The sequence below is a fragment of the Neobacillus sp. Fa239 genome, assembly GCF_055395235.1.
This window is the reverse complement of sequence record NZ_AP041611.1, coordinates 4,061,426-4,080,614: the sequence shown is the minus strand read 5'-3', so window position 1 is coordinate 4,080,614 and position 19,189 is coordinate 4,061,426. Positions and strand designations below refer to the sequence as shown.

The window sequence follows — 19,189 nt, the reverse complement described above, 5'->3', positions numbered from 1 at the left end:
TAGGATGATTATTGTTTATTTCTCACTGTAAAGAAAGTTTGTGAAGAAATATACTTAAACTAATGGGTGCGATTGTTCAGTAAGAGCAGTCGCTTTTCTTGTTCCACTAACGGTAGCAGGTTAGCATAATAAGGGCATAACCAAAAGGGAAGAATAATTCAGAGGTGATATGAAACGGTTATGTTTTTTATTAATATTTATTTCATTTTTTTCTTTGAAAATAGTTAAAGTACAGGCAGAATCGAAATATCTGTATAACGAAAACAACTCACTTGACATTACTATAATGGAATATAGTTCAAAAAAATACCATCGAAATTTAATGGATTTAGGATAGTTCATTTGTCAGATTTGCATAGTAAGGCATTTGGAGAAAATCAAAAGGTTATATGCCAAAAAATAAAATTGTTAAAACCAGATTTAATCGTATTTACGGGGGATTTAGTTGATCAAAAGAATTATGACGAAGGAACAAGTCTATCGTTAATGAGGGAGATAAATAAAATTGCACCAGTTTATTTTGTGACTGGAAATCACGAATGGTGTTCAAGAAAGTTTAATTCACTTGAAAAAAAATTAACCACTCTTGGCGTTAAGGTGTTACGAAATAGCCAGGAAAAGGTTCATATTGATAATGATAATATTTATATAATTGGCATAGATGACCCAGCTATAAATAACGGTGATGAGAGTAAACTCGTTAGATCTGAATTAAAAGAGGCATTAAACAGTATTGAAAATCAAGGAGACTTTAAAATACTTTTATCTCATCGACCTGAACTGTTTCCGATATATACAAAATTCAATCTTGATTTAATTTTTTCTGGTCACGCCCACGGAGGACAAATTAGGTTACCCTTAATTGGAGGTTTAATCGCCCCTAATCAGGGATATTTTCCTGAGTATTCTTCAGGTAAGTACAAAAATCGAAATTCAACAATGGTGGTTAACAGAGGGTTAGGAAATAGCATATTTCCTCAGAGGCTATTCAATCATCCAGAGATTATTGTTTTAGAACTATCCCATAGGGATAAATAAATGAAAGACATCTTATTTTAAAACTTGTTCATTATTTCAGATGGGATTGCAGCAGCGATTCCATCTTAGTTGTTCTTCAACTAAAGTGCAGATTAGCTTAAGAAGGAAATAACTACTTTATGTTGAAATTATCCCTTAAATTAAAAAGTTTATTAAAAATATACCCCTCACTAATGAGGGGTATATCTTATTTATCTTGTGCAAGTTCTTTTCTATTGGGAGCAAGTGGTGGCTGTTCTAACCATTTGTTTTCCACCATAATATCGAACCAATTTTTTGTCAATGCTAATGTTTTTAGAATTGTCTTTTCATAAACGACAGCTAGGTCTGTTCGCATGGCTCCTGCTAGACCTGTACCGTAATATACTTGTGCAGTTTGACCCAAGAAACCCATATGATACAACATTAATTTATCTGAAAAAGGAGAGTCCTGTGACGTTGTAACCTCTGATTCCCACGACATTGGAACGGGCAAATTATCCTTGTGCAAAATACTTGCAAGGGCTTGTATGTTTTCATCTGCCTTTTTTCCTATTTCCTCAAAAAACGTTCTTATTTCTTCCGATTCAGCGACTTGACTGAACCCGATTGAAAGAGTTTTTGCCATAATGCTTTTTTTAATGTTAAGAGAAATACTGATTATTTCTGTAGCAGATAAAAGTCTCCGTTTTCCGAAGAATCCATCAGAAAAATCTTTGGTGGAAATATATTCAGGGTTCTCTTTAGGATAGAAATAGGGATCTCGTTGGAATTTTCCTTTTTTAAGCAATAACTCAATGGTTAAATCGTACATCCTTTTTGCATCATTATCACATGAATTGTAAAATTCCCGTAGGTCCTTTCTGACAGAAACACTTAAAGCAGTGGTATGACCCAACAAACCATGTATCGTCATTATATGTAAATAATTTAAGCAGAATGTGTCAGAAAACAATCTATCTGCACTCTTATTAAGATCGGACTCAGTAAATCCATTCGGAACTGGAAAACCATCTTTCTCAATGAAGGAAACAAGCTGCTTCTTTTGCTTTTCCCATGTCTCAATGGCAATTTCAAAAACATTTTTCACCTCTTCGTCTTCCAAAATAGAAATCATATATTTATTTACTATCTCGGTCATCGTTCCGTTTATATACTCCCCCCATAGTGTTCCAATTTCGGAAGACGTAAGTTTTAAATTATCATTTTCCATTTGTTCTCACCTCTTTCGTATTTTTTACTGACTCAGAAATAGTTATGCGTTTCCTTGGACTTAAACCTCTTAGTTGATAATAGTTGAGCAGTTTCTTGTTGAACTAACGGGGTGCTATACTACAAGAAGGATTTTCACAAACATTAGCCGGCTCATAAATAAAACAGGGAATGAGGATCACCTCATTCCCTGTTTTGTGGTTCCATTAATTACTTTTACATTGCTTGTAATATAATTGTATAATTTGGTATTTAAAATAATTAGTATGAGTGCTAATAACTAGTGGATATCTACTTTATCTATAATTAGTTTAGTTATATTTATATTACTCGCTCTACTGCTAATAGAAAAACAACAGATTAAAAGAATAAGAGGAAAAGAGAATATGAGGAATTGAGGAAGCGCATGTCTACTGATCAGAAAGTGCAGGATTTAAGACGCTCAAAATTATTGTCAAACTAAAAAGGGGAACCACTTTCTTGTTTAACCGTTCACCATTAAAGGAAGGCTTGATTTTTTTAAAAATATTCCTCTTTATAAAATATTTTTTAATGGTAATATAAACTTGTAAATATATTACAATTGAGGAGTAGATTACAGTGGGTAAGAGATTGGTTGGACTAGGAGTTGCTGTTGCGGTTGTGGGTGGGCTAAATGTAATTCCTATGAACAATTTAGCATATGCCAAAGGTGACCAAAGCAATAACGGTAACCAATATGGATGGACTGAAAGTAATGGCAATCATTATGGATTAATAAAACAGGGGAAAATTCTTCAAGAGCAAACAGTTACTTACACAGCGGCTGATGTTATGACTGGCAAGATAACTATACAGGAAAATCAAACAGTTATTTTTGAAAACTACGTAATTAAATTAAATGCAGATACTTATTTAGTCACAAAGAATGGCGTGGAAATTGCTAGTGGATCAGCTTCTGATTCAACATTTACATTGACTTATGATCCGGCTGGTTCTTGGATTGTCCTAGCAATCGTTAATAATACCACCGGTAGTTGGACTCCCATTCCCCTACTATTAGCTACAGCAGTAAATGATTTTACAAGCGGAAATGGCTTACTCCTAGGTGTTACATCATATGGAGATTTATGTTACTTTAATGGGTTTTATATACATTCCGATAAATCTCAAAATATAGTAACGATAACGAAAGATGGTACTGTTATCGAAGAAGATCAATATCCATCTATAGACAACGTAATGTTATTAAATAGTTGGCAAACAGGCAAAGTTGGACTATATATCAATGATAACTTAGTATATTCATTTAATTGACATAATTGCAGACGGCATAAAAAATGCTGTCTGTTTTGTTATATTTTCCTAGCTGAGATTGCGATCCCCTATACATAAAATAATTTAACCAACAATTCCAATCACTTAAAAGTGATTTCAATGTTTGTAGCTAATGAACTAGAAATGAATCTCAAACAGACAAACGATATGTCTAACCTTAAAACAGCGGTTTTTCGACTCCAGCAAGATCATCATGACCTTTATAATGTTCCTCTAGAAAGTTAGTGGATCATCCACTCTTTCTTTGAATCGTATCGCTTGGCGATATAGCTTGCAAATAACTCCTCAGAAATTTATTTAAGAGTCACAGAACTACTCTTAAAACACAGACAGCCAAATCAAAATCATCCAAAAGTAATTTGTTCTTACTATTCGGATTCCCGGGAAATATCAACAAATCCCGAGTAAATATCGAAATAAATGTCGAAGAGTGGGTACTAGATGTTAATTCAGCGAATCAGCCGGGAAATGCCGGACGGGGCGGAGCTGGAGAGAGTGATTGCGGACGGCGAAGGGACTACGGAATCGGTGCGGGAACTGGACCAATAATCCACAAAAAAACGAAGGTCCGACCTTCGTTTTTTTAGCTCTATATATATTATCTGCGTTAAATTTGGAAAGAACATTTTGACGGAATTACTTGGAAAATTAATGCAATTAACTATCTTATCATTATAGAAAAACAGGTATCTATCATGCTAAAATCTATAAATATAGAATCATAAATAAGGGAGAATGAGAGAATGAAATCAGTCATACTAAAAGCAGGAATCGTGACTTCGATCCTATTGCTGGGTTGGTCGCATGAACCCGCTTCGGCGGAGACGAACTTGACGACGATGTGCGGCAAACTAACCCCCCATCAAAATCCAACGCATCAGCAGATGGACTGTTTGCTGACCAACGCTGCCCTGGAAGAAAATATCCCGCCTGAAGTCGTAAAAGGGGTTGCGACACAAGAAAATGGCAATTGGGAACAATTTAAAGCGGATGGGTCGGCGAATATTTCCGGTGACGGAGGAATAGGCGTCATGCAAATTACCGATACCACAGGTTATGACGAAACGAAATTAGGAAATGATGTGGTCTACAATATCCAAGCCGGTGTGCAAATGTTGAGCGAGAAGTACAATCAGATCTACAGCACGGGTACGGATCAGCTTCCGAGAATAAACGGCGTTGGTCGAAACGTTATAGAAAATTGGTATTTCCCCGTGATGGCGTATAACGGCACCAAATCGGTCAACAGCCCTCTCTATCAGAAGACTGGCAAAATCAATACGGGCGCATATCAAGAAAGTGTTTTTCGTTACATTGACATGTTCAGCTATTCCAATGACACGACATTCGCGCACTTTCCTTTCAAAACAACTGATTTTATTTATGATACAAACAACGACATTCAATTCAAAAAGATGAACTATACCGTTACCGACCAGATGCATGCTTCTACCTATTATTTTAAAAAGGGAGATCAAGTGGTTGTCACCCAGGATGGTGTCCATGTGCATAATGATCCTTCTACCCACTCCCCTTCTGTGAAAGTCAACAAACATGTCGCACTGTTCATTGACGGGCATTTTCAATATGATAAGTCGAACAACCTTTACAACCATTTTGTATGGTACCATGTTACATCGGCAGACCACAAAGTGAAGGGCTATCTTTCTACCGCATATATGATGAAAAAAGTCGTTGCGCCGAAAGTGAACCCGGTGAATGACCAGGATGGTTATGTATCCGGCAGCGCTCCTGCGGGTGTGATGGTCAACATTATGAACGGAACGAAACTCCTCGGCAGCGCAACGGCTGGACCAAACGGAGTTTTCAAGGCGAAGATATCCCGTCAAAAAACAGGCACGATCGTAACGGTCACCTATACGGACAATTTGAATGAGGTGAGTGACCCGGCGAACCTCACTGTTCATCCGTACAATGGATGGTTCACGCAAAATGGCAAGCGATACCATTATACCAACGGAAGATATAATACTGGCTGGCAAAAAATCAGTGGGAAGTGGTATTACTTTTATTCGAGTGGCGTCATGGCACATGATACCAAGATCGGTAAATACAGACTTGGTCATAGTGGTGCAAGGCTATAATAAGATTTTCGTTTAAAAAGAGTGGCTAAAAATTGTCTAAAAAAATAAGGGACCCTCTCGAATGAGAAAGTCCCTTATGTATTAGGCAACAATATTTTTGTGAACTAAAAGAAAACAAAAAACCATGGTTTACATATGAAATAGAACCTAAATAAACAATGAGGTAAGGTGTGGGGGAAGCCAAAATGATTAACTGGTTTGAATGGGCTTGGGAACAGTTAGTTAGTTTTATCCAATTAGTAATGGCAGGTGCAATATCGTTTTTTTTCATGACGGTTGTTCATATATTCGCTTTCATAAAGATGGTTATAGGGTGGTTTTAACGCCGATCGCTTTTTTGAAGCGGCTTTTTTATTTGGTCAAAAGGACAATCGGTGTTTTTTCTCAAAGGGAAAACCGGTGACTGTGGAATAAATTTACTAATTTTCTCTAAAATGGTACATTTTATACAAATAAATCGGACACTTCTACATTTATAAATCGGCTGCACTACACTTGTTCAAGTAAAGGGGCAGGTTAGTTTAAAAATGAGTAAACCCAAATAGGTGAGGGAAATGTAATTGAAATAACACTTTTATACATCGAGGGTGACTTGATAATGTTTTGGTTAAAAATAGTTTGTGCTACAATTTCAATTTGTATTTTTTTGTATTTAATGTTGCAAGGTTCAAGGTTAAAGAAAGAATTTAAAGGGTCAATCCACGATGATAGGAGTATTTCAAAGAGATTTATACATAGATTGGAAAAAAAATTAAGAATCGAGATTATTTTAGTTATTATAGCAACTATTTTCGCTATAATAACTTTTATAATAAATGACCTCTTCTTAAACTAATGGGTGCTTATGTTAAAGATGGGATGGCTGCGGCGATCCCGTTTTCTTATTGTGCTAACGAGTGCAGTTTAGTTTAATAAAGCATCATGTTAAAAAAAGTGTTTTGTATTGCGTAAAATAAGGTGCATGAAATTAGGACCATTTATATAAAAGTGATTTTTTGTTATTCCATGGGGGAAAATACCTTTTAAAAAGGGGATTGGTTTTTAGGAGGTTGAGGTATTGTCACTAGCGATTTGCGTGCTCATTACATGGTTTGTGATTATTGTACTTACACATATTCCGAAAAAATTATCCGAACTTGATATGCTATTCCTTTATTTTGTTAACACCATTTTTGACCTCAGTATATTTACGGTGCTTCATGTCAATCTTAAATGGATTGTGGTGAATCGTTCCTTTGAGGACGGAATAGCTGATTTAATAAGCCGTTTATTTATGATTCCGCTTGTATTTGTGATTACATCCAATATTCTTTTATATAATTGGAAATTTTTGAAATGGGTGATTGTCGCCCTCATTATTTTAAGTTTTATCCCGTTGCAGCTATTGCTAAAGAAGTTGGGAATGATCGCGACTCCTCATATGAATATGGCATATAGTTTGTTAATGTTTAGCAGTTATGCTGTTTTTTCGAGATTTATGGCATGGGTGATAGTCCGTGCGGGTCGAAAAGAAGGGAAGAATATATGAATATTTATGATAACCATTTCAACTCAAATGAATGGTTTATTATTATTGGACTGTGCATTGGAACGAGCGTAACGTTTCTTTTGCCAAAAAGATTCCCTAGAAAAACGGCGATTGTATTTTTTACTTGTGGCATATACAGCGGATTCTTCTTTGACCATTCTCTCAGTGTGGAACCTGTTAATTTATATGATGTAAATGACAATTCTTCTTATCAATTTATGGATTTCCTCTCTTACGTTTCGTATGGTCCGTTCAGTTACTTGTTTTTTTATTTCTATGACCGCTTTAGACCTAAATCGAATCCTATTTACATTCTTATTTGTTCTTTAATAAGCCTTGGAATGGAATGGTTGGCTACTTATGTTGGTGTCTTTCATTACAGGGAAGGATACAACCTGTCTTATTCATTACTTATATACTTGTTAGTTCAAAGCTGTTGGCTTCTAATATATCGTCGATACCATGGATCTATTTACAATTAAAATCCAATTCCGAATTAATTAGGTATTCCAGTATTGTGTATTCGAGATGATTTTTTTTAACTATTAACAAAATAAACACAATCAGTCTATAACGGGTTCAAAAGTTGAATTACTAACTGCGATTTTCGATACTTTTCTTATTGAAGTAACGGGTGCGTTAGTTTAATAAATAAGTAAGAAATCCATCTTATCTAAGGTGGTTTTTTTACTTTGTGGTTATTTAATTTGAAGGATTACAACAATAAGATAATTTAAGATCGGTATCAGGAGCCAGTCTTTTTTAGTTTTTATATTTCGACATATTTCTGCATTCTAAGAAGTGTAACAAAATACATAAGAGATTAGAATTATAAAAAGTTTGTTGATTTTATTGACTTTGCCAGTCATTACCGTTGCTAGTGAGTATATTAATTTTTGTTAAGTTGAGAATTTGTCAAATCTTGACCTTTTTTTTAGCTTTAATAACTTTCATATTATTTGTAAAATATAAAAAAGTTGAAAAACATTTGTAGGAACTAAATGAAATTGGATTTATTAGTGAAGTGGAATGAATAAAAAGTTAGAATTATTAGAATTATATAAAGGAGATAGAACAAAATGTACAAGTATACAATCTATGTAACACATAAAGATAAAGTTTATCAAACCAACGTAATAGCTACCAAAAACCAAACAGAAGAAGAAGTTTATCGTATAGCAACAGAACAAGTTCTTAAACAATGGGGAAATTAAAAACTGGATCCTGGGATTAAAAGGATTGAATGGAACTTCCACTTGAAGAATAGATTTTGGATAGCTTCCTTTATTTGAAATCCAGCTGCCAATGGCGGCTTTTTTTGCTTGTTCCACTAACGGACAGGTTACTACAATTAGATGCAGGAATAAAAGGGCTTATTATTGAATACCCAAGTATCATCTTATTAGGGGGAAAAGGTATGTATGATTACATAAGTATTCATTCAGATAAATTTGCTTCATTTATAAAAACTGATGTAATCGAAAATTTCTTAATATTAAATATGAATTTCACTAAACTAAGTACGTTGGTATTTACTAAGGAATTAAGTGGCTACAGCATCATAATTAGAGGAATTCAAGCCGATTCACAAGGTAATTATGCTTATGATTCACCAGATGAATTTTCGGAGATAAATTTAATTGAGATTGATATTCCAGAAAAATCTGATGATGTTTTGGAGGCTGAAATATTGAAAATTGCACAGAAAATTTCAAATGAGGTTTTATGGAAAATTGATTTACTTGAGTAAATTAATAAGCTTTTACTTCTTCAAGTAACGGGTGCGTTAGCACAAGATGAGCGTCACTGCGGCGCTTTCTTAACTAAACGATCCCATAGAAGTTGAGAACTGACTACGAATACATAGTAACTTGATCCTGTTACTGACAAGCTGAAGAAGTGATAGTAAGAGTTCATTGGGCGATCGGTCAAAAGCATCCCCGCAACTGAATAGGGGCTTCAGCAGTCCCAATGGATAATACCGTGGCACCATAGAGCAGTTTAAGGATTTTCCTGTTTTACTTTTTTAGTTTTACTAGATTGGGAATGAGGGTGGCGCTATTGCTACGAATATGTGTCATTTTAATTCCTCCCTGTCTTGAATCGCCTAAGTACTGTTTGGACTGCGCTAAGGTATATTACAGATGGCTGCTCATATATGTATATAAAGGGGGGAAGTGGATGACGGTTCATGTCGTAAATAAAGGTGATAATCTTTCATCAGTTTCTAAGCAGTACGGAGTATCAATAAATACGATTGTTAATGTAAATGGCTTATCCTCTGCAGAGGTACTTGTACCTGGGCTTGCTCTTTTTATACCGGATACTCCGCTCCCGATACGTACCTATCTGGTAAAAACGGGGGATACCATTTCAAAATTATCGGCACAATTTAACTCGAAAGTATCATTAATACTGGCAGCTAACCCTCGAATTGATATAAATAACCTTCAAAGCGGTCAAACCATTAACATTCCTTCAACAATTAAACTACCAATGACCACTCTCGGTTTTTTCGTTCCTTCAACTCAGACCTCATCCCTATCTTTAATAGAATCATTATCTGGAGAACTTACATATTTAGCCGTAGTCGCTTACTCATTTACAAATCAAGGTTTTGCATATAATCAAATAGAAGATACTACTATTGTTAAGAAGTGTAAACAGCTAAACATAATACCCTTATTGATGATTCGAAACTATACAGTCACGGGATACGATGCTGGGCTGGCGGGTATAGTTCTACAAGATTCAACCTATCGTGGAAATTTGATTCAAAGCATTGTCGCACTCACGAAACAAAAAGGGTTTGGAGGTGTCAGTCTTGATTTTGAATTTATTCCCCCGGCAAGACGCATTGATTTTACCTCGTTCTTAATTCAATTGAAAAAAGCATTAGGCAACCTGCTATTACAGGTGAATGTTCATGCTAAAGCTGCCGATTTACCGACAAATCGGATTGTAGGAGCTTATGATTATGCGGCAATTGGAAATGCTTCTGACCTTATGGCAGTGATGACAATCGATTATGGGTATCCAGGGGGTCCGCCTGCTCCTATCGCACCAATCGGATGGGTAGAGCAGGTAATCAGGTATGCCCTAACCAAAGTTAATCGGAAAAAACTGTTACTCGCCATGTCTTTGTATGGATATGATAAAGTAGCTATAACGAACAAAACACAAGGATTATCAGTGTTAGCTGCACAAAATAAGGCAATTTCAACAGGAGCAAATGTAGTATTTGACAATACGACCAAATCCCCGTGGTTCCGTTATTGGAGCGGCAGTATGGAGCATGTTGTTTGGTTCGAAGACATTCGAAGCTATATTGAAAAGTATAAACTATTGGATTTATATCAATTAGCTGGAACAACTTTCTGGCAAATCGCTTTGCCGGCACCTCAAAATTGGGCATATATAAACAAGTACATAGCGATTGTAAAGCCCAGAACACTATAGGTATTACTTTTTTAAAAGATAAAAACGGTAAAAAATTCTATCTCACCACAGTCCATGATACTGTGGTATTTTTTTATGTATGGAGACAAATATTTTGAATCGCATTTTTTTTTGACCGGTAAGAACACAACGAGGTGCTGATGTTCAATAATGGGATGGCGGCGGCGGTCCCCTTTCTAATTGTACTAAAGGGCAGGTTTGTTCAAGAAGAAGAAATAAACCTTATTAGCCAAACTGGAATAGATAGCCTTTTCTAGGGAATCATAAAACGTATGAAATTGAAAGGGTGTCACGATGAAGCAACAAGTAAATCTAACCTCTTCAGAAATAGGCACATTATGGTTTTCCTATATGGAAACCACCATGCAAATTGGTTTATTCAGGCACATATCCGCACATATAGAGGATGAAACAATTAGCCAATTGGTTAAAGAAGAGCTCCTATTTATGGAAGATTTCGTTCAGCAGATTTCCTCAATCATGAAAATGGAAGGAATGAAAGAACCAGTCGGTTTCACGGAAAATGATGTGAATGTACAGGCACCGAAACTCCTGACCGACGGGCTTGTCTTATATTATCTGCAAATAGCATCGAAAGCTGCCATGACTAAAGATGTATCTTTGTTGGCACTATCATCTCGGAAGGATGTAAAGAACCTGCATATTGGACACCTGGATCAAGCAAAACAATCGTACTTAAAGGTGGAAGATTTATTAATGGAGCGAGGGGAGTATATCCGACCGCCCATCATTCCCGTCCCTGAACGTAATGAATTCGTGACGACCAACCACTATTTAGGGGGAATGCCGATTTTTGGCGAAAAACGCCCGTTGAATGTCATGGAGGTATCCCATCTGTTTTTCAATATCAAGGTTAATACAGTTGGGATGATGCTTTGCACCGATTTTACCCAAGTGGCGAACGATAAAGAAGTGAAAAAGCATTTTGAAAAGGGAAGCCAATTATCTAAGGAAATCATAGAGGACTTGACCAATTCCCTTTTGGAATCAGATGTTGTGGTGCCGGAAGCCTGGGATGTATTCGTAACGGATTCGACGGAAGCGCCCTATTCTGATAAGCTGATGCTTACCTTTATCGATCAGCTTGCCGCCTTTGGTTTCGGGCTGTACGCCTTATCTGCAACAGCAAGCCTCCGGACCGATTTACAAGTGAAATATGCGAACATTACGAAAAAAGTCGGGAATTATATGAAGGACGGAGCAGAATTAATGATTAAAAATAGATGGCTCGAACAGCCTCCAACCTATCCAGACCGAAAAAAATTAGCCGAAAAATGACCTCTTGTGGTAAAACTCCGGAATCTGCGCAGTAGGTCTTTCATGTTCCATAGATGGTCCGAAACATCCCATCTTAGTAGATGAATAACCACAAAATTAAATATTTGAATGGGTGCTGGCGATGCCTTTAAGGGGGCATCGCCTTTTCCTTATTAATAGGGAGAGAGATTGTGAAAAATTACATTTAAAGTAACCGGTGCAAGAGTTGTGCGAAATGTTTCTAGTTTAAATTGAGGATGGTTACATCTCTCTGGTAAAGGCTAGACAGTTCCTTACGGAACTGAAGGATTATATCGAAGAATCAAATGACGGGGTAACGCCCTGAAGGGTTCTCTCTTAGTCGATTAGCATTAGATTTAGTAAGAATGATAGTGTTATAAGCTCGGCGAAAAGGCGTGAGAAATTACCGTAGCAGTTCGGCTGCCGAAAGCCTACTCGAAGGAGTGGTGTAGTTCATAATGCTTGAGTTGAATGAATATGGTGAGAATGCAAACAAACCTACAAGAAAAGGTTAAGCTGACGAACTTCTGAATGTACGGGTCTACAAGCACAATACATAGAAATGTGTATATCACCACAGCGTGAGGTTAGCAGTGGATGAGTAAAAATAACTCATATGAAAGTCCATGATATGTTACAGGCATATGAATGGCTAACAGGCTTAAAGGAAGCACCTACGTTCATCCTATAATAGATATAATTCAACATTGTAAGCTGATAACGTGGAGGGCTTACTCCCGTCGAAGCGTTGAAAAGGAAAGCGATAATGAAAATAGTTGCCGTATAACTTTTCTTTATATCAGTGAAAGTAGTGGCACAGTACCGATGAAATGTCTAATCAACATGGAGGGATAGCCACAAGACTATTAAAGATTCAGTTAATCATGCAAGGCAATTCTTTATCGGTTAATAAGGTTCTCGTATGACTAAAAGAGGTTAACCTCCCACGGGAGGCACCGACTTATTGAAACGGAAGAAATGAAACACATTGAGTATCACAATACTGAACAGTGTTATGGTTAAAGTGGATTGGTATAGTTGGAACGCCGTATGCGGTGAAAGCCGCTTGTACGGTGTGGACGGGGGGGTGCGACAAGAAGCAACTTCTTCCGCACAAAGTCAGTGTCTTTTCGAGACTATCTAGTTGCATAAGATATTCCCTTCCGAAACTGCATTATGAGTAATCGTAATGTGGGTTGCATAAGGTGATGCCAAACCAAATGCCAGTGTCTTAGCAGATGGAGGCTAGGGGAAAGAGTAGTACGGTTAACGATAAGTGAATCTTTATAAGCATCGTCAACACAGTCGTTAGGTAGGACACAGCTATACTAGCGTTTTTATAGGTAGGGAAAGTATTTTCCCCTTTAATACTTTCAATGCAACCCACAGACCTATCGGTGTATTGGAGGAACCTAACCTACTCGCATCTGACAGAAGTTGAACTTGGTAAGTCCATTTGGGGTCCTAAACATAAAGGTAAGCTTAGCGTAAGTGAAGCCCAATTCCCCAAGGGGATATAGGAGGTTGGAAAAAGCAAACGCCACCATGTCGAAAGGCAACAGAAATCGGAAATAACTGGGTGGATAATGTCTACTGACAAACCCGAAAGGGTGCTGAATTCCAATTGGTGTGCAACATGGGATAAAGCGTTGAAGAATAATTCCAAAGGATGGTAACAGACGATGTATACTTCTATAAAGAAGTCCGCATTACCAGACATTACTGATTGGGATCGTATTAACTGGTTAAAGATTAGTCAGTATGTAGAGATATTCCAACAACGAATATACCATGCCGAACGTTTTGGAAAAATCCGCAAAGTAAGGGACTTACAAAGGCTACTTATGAAAAGCCAAGCTGCATTACTGCTCTCAATTCGTAGAGTTACCCAAATCAACAAAGGGAAACGTACAGCAGGAGTCGATGGATATAAAGCCTTGACTCCATATGAGAGGGTAGAACTCTACAATAAAATGAAAAATCTAAACATCAATCGCCATAGACCGAAACCAACTTATCGGACATATATCGAAAAAAAGAACGGTAAACTTAGACCACTGGGGATACCAACCATTAAAGATAGAGTCTATCAAAATATTGCTAAATTAGCTCTTGAACCACAGTGGGAAGCCAAATTTGAACCAACCTCATATGGGTTCAGACCAAAAAGGAATTGTCACGATGCTATCGAAAGAATCTTCAATACTATTGGGAACAAAAAGCAATGGATTTTTGAAGGTGATTTCAAGGGCTGTTTCGACAACCTCAATCATGACTATATCCTTGAACAAATAAAGGGATTCCCAGCCTTTAATGTGGTAGAAAAATGGCTAAAAGCAGGCTTTGTCGACAACAAGGTTTTTCATGTATCAGAAAATGGCACCCCGCAAGGGGGTATTATCTCACCTCTTCTAGCTAATATTGCATTACATGGTTTAGAAAGTCTGCTCAATATTAGTTATAGAGAAGAAAAGAGAAAAACTAAGGTATCTTTTGTAAATCAGACTAAGTATGCAGTGGCAAAGTATGCAGATGACTTCGTCATCATGTGTGAATCTGAGGAAGAGGCTAACAATTTATTTAACAAACTAAAACCCTATCTAACAACTAGAGGTTTAGAGTTAGCATTTGAAAAGACAAAAGTAACTCATATCGAAAAAGGGTTTGATTTCTTAGGTTTTAATATAAGAAAATATAAAACTCACAATGGGAGCAAAGTTCTTATCAAACCGTCTAAGGATAGCATCAAAGTTGCTAAAAAGAAGATTACCGATAAAACAAGACAATTCTATGGAAAAAACGTACAAGTGCTTGTCAGTACACTTAATCCTATAATTATAGGTACGGCAAATTATTGGAGTCCAAGTGTCGCCAAAGAAGTCTTTTCCGAAATGGATTCTCATATTTGGACAACCCAATATAAGTTTCTAAGAAGGCTGCACCCAAAAAAGAGTGGGCGATGGATTAGTCAAAGGTATTACAAACCAGACAAAACTGGTCAAAGTAAGAGTAAGTGGATACTAACTGACCCTATAACCAATAACCAACTCAAAAGGATGTCATGGACACCGATTGTACGGCACGTACAAATCAAATACAATTACAGTCCTTTTAACAAATACCTAAAAGGATACTTTGAAAAACGTGATATTAAAGAGTTCGATAAAAATAATGTAGCGTATAGGCAAAAGTTAGCCAAAAAGCAAAAATACAAATGTCCTTTATGCACCCACTCAATAACAGATGGTTCTGAAGGGTTAGAAACACATCACAAAATCCCTAGAGTAAAAGGCGGAAGTAATGAATATAAAAATCTAGAATTAGTTCACATTTCTTGTCACCTTGAATACCACAAGGTATTCCCAGCTATGGGAGAAACTCCAAATGACATTCAACTTAGAAGCGTAAAGAGATATATCAAGGGTAAGAAACTATCAGGACTAATCTAGCCAAAGCTTGGACAAAGGCATGCTTGAGCCGTATGTTGGGAAACTAACACGTACGGTTCTTAGGGGGGACGGTGACTGAGAGGTTGCCCTTCTACCCGACAAAAGGGAGCGATAACTTCAAACCCTTACCTATCTGTATTAAGATGGGGTTGCTGCGGCGGTCCCATTTTTATTGTGTTAATTGGGCAGAAATGGATAGGAAGTAATTATAAATTGTTTTAGCTTACTGTATAAAGCAGAAGGCTTTTTTAATCACATATTGTTAGAAAAGTTAGGGAATATTGTACAAGAAAGGATTGTTTGGTTAGATGGAGGTTTATTTATGGAGGAAGGCAATCATGTACAGCTTACATCAGCAGAGATAACAGCCCTTTGGACATCTTATATTAATGATACTGCCATTGCTTGTCAGTTTAAATACTTTTTAACCATAGTTGAGGATGAAGAGATTAAAGCATTAGTCAAACATGCTTTTGAAATTGCTCAAGGAAATCTTAAAACACTAACTGAGATTTTCAACAAAGAAAAGTACCCAATACCTTATGGATTTAAACTTATTGAGGATGTAAATGTAAATGCTCCTAGGTTGTATTCAGACACATATTTTTTGAATTACCTCCATCAAGCATCACAAATTGCTCTGCAAGGATACAGTATCCATCTGTCAGTATCAGTTAGGGCAGATGTTTACAGTCATTTTAGTGAGTGTATTTCACAATTAATAAATTTTCTTAGGGATGTAAAAGAGCTTTTATTATCTAAAGGTCTTTATATCAGGTCTCCTTATTTACCTATACCAGATGATATTGATTTTGTTAAAAAACAAAGTTTCCTTAAAGGCTTTTTTGGGGAAAAGAGACCATTAATAGGAACAGAAATATCAAACCTCTATGTTAATTTTCAAAGAAATGCTTTTGGAGTTGCAACCTTAATAGGATTTAGTCAAGTTGCACAGTCAAAAGAGGTAGCTAAGTTTTTATTTAGAGGTGTAGAAATTGCAAAAAAGCATTGTGATGTTTTTGGAACTATACTGAGAAAGGATTACCTTCCAGTACCTATGTCATGGGATTCAGATGTAACAGAGTCTACAGCTTATACTTTTTCAGATAAACTTATGATGTTCTATACTACATCCCTTATTGCCCTAAGTATTGGATTTTATGGTACAAGTATGGCGGTGAGTCCTAGAAGGGATTTAGGTCTGCATTATATAGGGCTTACTGCTGAAATAGCTTTGTATGCTGATGATGGGGCTAATATAATGATTAAAAATGGATGGCTAGAACAGCCTCCTATGGCTCCTGATAGGGATGAATTAATAAAAAAATAGAAACAATTATAATCCATATTCAAGTCCTTCTGCATAAAAACAGAAAGGGCTTATTTTATTACATTAGGACTTAAGCAACTTTCTTCCAGATATTTTGTGAATAATTTCACTTAAACTAATGGGGGCTTGAGTTCAAAAGTGTGTTATATGTAGGAGAGTGTACAATATAGGGAAAGAAAAATTTAAAGGTAAGCACAATAAAGTGCTTACCTAATAAACCTCATCTAAAAAAATGATTCTATGCTTTAACTCTTTATTCGAATCTAAAAGACCTATTACAATTTGATTATCTTCTGTTATTGTAGTGTATCTGAAATTTTCAACCCCATTAATTAGGAGAGGTGTTTCTTGTTTTGCTTCCATCTTAGCAAAGACATCTACTGTGTATTCAAGTGGAAGATAATCATCCAATCCTTCTTCTGGTCGACCGACCAATTTAAATAGGAAATCTTTGATCGTATATTGCTCAATCATCGATAAATTTTTCTTGAATTTTAGCTTATTTACGAAGACAGTTTCCACTTAATCACTCCTCAAATAGTAATTAAAGTTTATACTATAAAACACCTAACTTCAACGGGATTACTATGACATAATATTTACAATTTGGTTTGGTGCTAATTTTTAATTATGTATTCACTGCGTCACTCATTTTTCCTTATTTGGCAAACGTGCTGGAAAGGACACACATCAAATTATTAATTCTATTTTTAGAGCTGGGTGACTTTATCCTTGTTCTGCTAACAGTTGCTTTACTACAAGAAGGTTTTTCGCTAAATCTTAGCCTGCTCTCAAAAATAAAACAGTGAATGAGGATTATCCTCATCACTGTTTTGTGTTTCCATTAATTGATTTTACTTTGCTAGTACTATAATGGTTTAATTTGGTATTTAAAATAAATAGTATGAGTGCTACTGACTAGTGTATATCTACATTTTACTATAAAAAGTCCTAATATGGTTTGGTTATATTTATATGACAGTACCAACTGACAATGAAAAAACAATAGATATAAAGAATAAGAGGAAAAGAGAATAATAGGGATAGCGGAAGCGCATGCTTTATGGCGCTCAAAAGGACAATAGAGGGGACCTATTTAAAATAAAATGTACCCTATAAAGTTGACCTTTTTCAAAGTGTCTACTTTATAGGGTACATTTTAATATCTGGCTGACCTTATAATACGAACGGGTGCTTTAGTAAAACATTAGGACTGCTGTTACGGCAGTCCTATTTTCATTACCGTTATTTAACTAAAGGGTCAGAATAGTTAAAAAAGCCATTGGATAAAATAGACTTTATAGTCTATTTTATAGGAGCGATTGAATTGAACAAAGTTATTTTACGTAAAATTATGAAAATAATAGGGATTATAGCAGGTGGATTGATTCTCCTCTATATTTTACTGTTAGTCCTTGGTTTTATTTCTGGTTATTTTAGAGTTTTTACTTACAACAGTGACAGAATTACATTCAATTTGGTTGGATTTATTGTATTAATAGTTTCAGTCCTTTTAATTAGATATATAATGAAAAAATTTAGCAGAAAATAAGGACTGTTCACCTAACAGGTGTTTTTTTGAAGATCTAGCTGCCAATTTCGGGGGCTTTTCTTATTGAAGAAACTGATAGGTTAGAATAAATTTAAATCTTATTGAAGAGGGAGTGTTTTATATTGAGGATTTTATATTGGCTGGTAAAGTTGATATGGTACCTTATAATAACCGTTATTGCAACAAATTATTGGAAAGGCTTTGGCTGGTGGTTCCTAGTTATATGTGCAATCATTTTGATGTTAGGCGATTCATTGATTAGAAAGTCTCTAAAAAAGTGACACGTTCTTCAAGAAGGATAGCTAAGCTAAGGTCTGTGGTGACCGCTTCAAGTTCAACATCTTTAAAATATCGTCTTAGTAAAATGGATTGTAGTTTGTATGCTTTTAATGTTTGCGGTGAAAAGCCTTCAATTCGTTTGTTAGGTTCATACATTTCCCATGCTTTAGATATTAACAACTTCATCTCTCCCGATTTCTTTTTTACAGGAATTATTGACGGGATAGACGAATATGAAACTACGTTCTTATAATCGATAAGTTTTAGTCTAGCTCTAATGATAGTTTAATAAAATTAAAACCGCAGGTACGTACCAGCGGTTATTTGTATCAATTGGGCGCTGAAGTGATGATTTTACTTTGGTGAAGAGATGCTTAGTCCCAATCAACATACTCCATTATTTTCGACAAAGCTTCTTCATAACTGTCAGATGTTTTAACCCTTTTCCACATTTCATGTGCCTGGTCATTGAGACCAACCTCCTTTAGTGCCATCGCCGTTCTCCCGACTATTGAAAAAATGTTGCCATCTTCGCCTGTTAATTGAACAAAAGGCTTTTCCATGATTATATCCCCCTTAAAAGAACCAATTTTTGTTTCTATTTAAATTCGATTCAGTATAAACAATTTGCTTTTTCTTTTT

13 protein-coding genes and 1 pseudogene are annotated in these 19,189 nt (G+C 35.9%); 10 read left to right on the top strand and 4 right to left on the bottom strand.

Annotation, left to right across the window (positions count from 1 at the left end; all coding sequences use genetic code 11):
* Positions 1-169 precede the first annotated feature (169 nt).
* Positions 170-1,038: pseudogene (locus tag ACZ5XR_RS20150) on the top strand (metallophosphoesterase).
* A 187-nt stretch (positions 1,039-1,225) separates the two neighbouring features.
* Here ACZ5XR_RS20150 and ACZ5XR_RS20145 read toward each other — a convergent pair.
* On the bottom strand, positions 1,226-2,230 hold the full coding sequence (locus ACZ5XR_RS20145; RefSeq protein ID WP_464498191.1) for a DUF3231 family protein: 1,005 nt from the start codon (positions 2,228-2,230) through the stop codon (positions 1,226-1,228).
* A gap of 599 nt (positions 2,231-2,829) precedes the next feature.
* Here ACZ5XR_RS20145 and ACZ5XR_RS20140 point away from each other — a divergent pair.
* From ACZ5XR_RS20140 to ACZ5XR_RS20100, 9 genes are all read left to right on the top strand, one after another.
* Positions 2,830-3,525, top strand: coding sequence for a hypothetical protein (locus tag ACZ5XR_RS20140; RefSeq protein WP_464498189.1), 696 nt, complete (start codon positions 2,830-2,832; stop codon positions 3,523-3,525).
* Positions 3,526-4,289: 764 nt separating this feature from the next.
* On the top strand, positions 4,290-5,651 hold the full coding sequence (locus ACZ5XR_RS20135) for an Ig-like domain-containing protein (RefSeq protein ID WP_464498188.1): 1,362 nt from the start codon (positions 4,290-4,292) through the stop codon (positions 5,649-5,651).
* A gap of 1,057 nt (positions 5,652-6,708) precedes the next feature.
* On the top strand, positions 6,709-7,179 hold the full coding sequence (locus tag ACZ5XR_RS20130) for a hypothetical protein (protein ID WP_464498186.1): 471 nt from the start codon (positions 6,709-6,711) through the stop codon (positions 7,177-7,179).
* A 1,079-nt stretch (positions 7,180-8,258) separates the two neighbouring features.
* The gene (locus ACZ5XR_RS20125; protein ID WP_464498185.1) at positions 8,259-8,393 is read left to right on the top strand and encodes a BA3454 family stress response protein; all 135 of its coding nucleotides are present in this window, start codon (positions 8,259-8,261) and stop codon (positions 8,391-8,393) included.
* Positions 8,394-8,497: 104 nt separating this feature from the next.
* The gene (locus tag ACZ5XR_RS20120; protein WP_464498183.1) at positions 8,498-8,929 is read left to right on the top strand and encodes a hypothetical protein; all 432 of its coding nucleotides are present in this window, start codon (positions 8,498-8,500) and stop codon (positions 8,927-8,929) included.
* Positions 8,930-9,360: 431 nt separating this feature from the next.
* Positions 9,361-10,638, top strand: a complete 1,278-nt coding sequence (locus ACZ5XR_RS20115) for a LysM peptidoglycan-binding domain-containing protein (RefSeq protein ID WP_464498182.1) — start codon at positions 9,361-9,363, stop codon at positions 10,636-10,638.
* 294 nt (positions 10,639-10,932) lie between these two features.
* Entirely contained in the window at positions 10,933-11,937 is a 1,005-nt protein-coding gene (locus ACZ5XR_RS20110; protein WP_464498181.1) for a DUF3231 family protein, read from the top strand.
* A gap of 1,682 nt (positions 11,938-13,619) precedes the next feature.
* Positions 13,620-15,386 carry a group II intron reverse transcriptase/maturase gene (gene ltrA / locus ACZ5XR_RS20105; RefSeq protein ID WP_464498142.1) on the top strand — a complete coding sequence of 589 codons (1,767 nt, stop codon included), beginning with the start codon at positions 13,620-13,622 and terminating at the stop codon, positions 15,384-15,386.
* 322 nt (positions 15,387-15,708) lie between these two features.
* The gene (locus ACZ5XR_RS20100) at positions 15,709-16,716 is read left to right on the top strand and encodes a DUF3231 family protein (protein ID WP_464498179.1); all 1,008 of its coding nucleotides are present in this window, start codon (positions 15,709-15,711) and stop codon (positions 16,714-16,716) included.
* Positions 16,717-16,926: 210 nt separating this feature from the next.
* On the opposite strand, the gene ACZ5XR_RS20095 is transcribed toward ACZ5XR_RS20100, so the two are convergent.
* From ACZ5XR_RS20095 to ACZ5XR_RS20085, 3 genes are all read right to left on the bottom strand, one after another.
* The gene (locus ACZ5XR_RS20095; RefSeq protein ID WP_464498178.1) at positions 16,927-17,238 is read right to left on the bottom strand and encodes a hypothetical protein; all 312 of its coding nucleotides are present in this window, start codon (positions 17,236-17,238) and stop codon (positions 16,927-16,929) included.
* Between the two features lie 1,288 nt (positions 17,239-18,526).
* On the bottom strand, positions 18,527-18,727 hold the full coding sequence (locus tag ACZ5XR_RS20090; RefSeq protein WP_464498176.1) for a hypothetical protein: 201 nt from the start codon (positions 18,725-18,727) through the stop codon (positions 18,527-18,529).
* A gap of 194 nt (positions 18,728-18,921) precedes the next feature.
* The gene (locus tag ACZ5XR_RS20085) at positions 18,922-19,110 is read right to left on the bottom strand and encodes a hypothetical protein (protein ID WP_464498175.1); all 189 of its coding nucleotides are present in this window, start codon (positions 19,108-19,110) and stop codon (positions 18,922-18,924) included.
* Positions 19,111-19,189: the final 79 nt, after the last annotated feature.

Bases quoted from the DNA above. Each gene is read 5' to 3' on its own strand.
- ACZ5XR_RS20145 (WP_464498191.1), bottom strand. From the start codon at position 2,230: ATGGAAAATGATAATTTAAAACTTACGTCTTCCGAAATTGGAACACTA.
- ACZ5XR_RS20135 (WP_464498188.1), top strand. From the start codon at position 4,290: ATGAAATCAGTCATACTAAAAGCAGGAATCGTGACTTCGATCCTATTG.
- ACZ5XR_RS20125 (WP_464498185.1), top strand. From the start codon at position 8,259: ATGTACAAGTATACAATCTATGTAACACATAAAGATAAAGTTTATCAA.
- ACZ5XR_RS20115 (WP_464498182.1), top strand. From the start codon at position 9,361: ATGACGGTTCATGTCGTAAATAAAGGTGATAATCTTTCATCAGTTTCT.
- ACZ5XR_RS20110 (WP_464498181.1), top strand. From the start codon at position 10,933: ATGAAGCAACAAGTAAATCTAACCTCTTCAGAAATAGGCACATTATGG.
- ltrA (WP_464498142.1), top strand. From the start codon at position 13,620: ATGTATACTTCTATAAAGAAGTCCGCATTACCAGACATTACTGATTGG.
- ACZ5XR_RS20100 (WP_464498179.1), top strand. From the start codon at position 15,709: ATGGAGGAAGGCAATCATGTACAGCTTACATCAGCAGAGATAACAGCC.
- ACZ5XR_RS20085 (WP_464498175.1), bottom strand. From the start codon at position 19,110: ATGGAAAAGCCTTTTGTTCAATTAACAGGCGAAGATGGCAACATTTTT.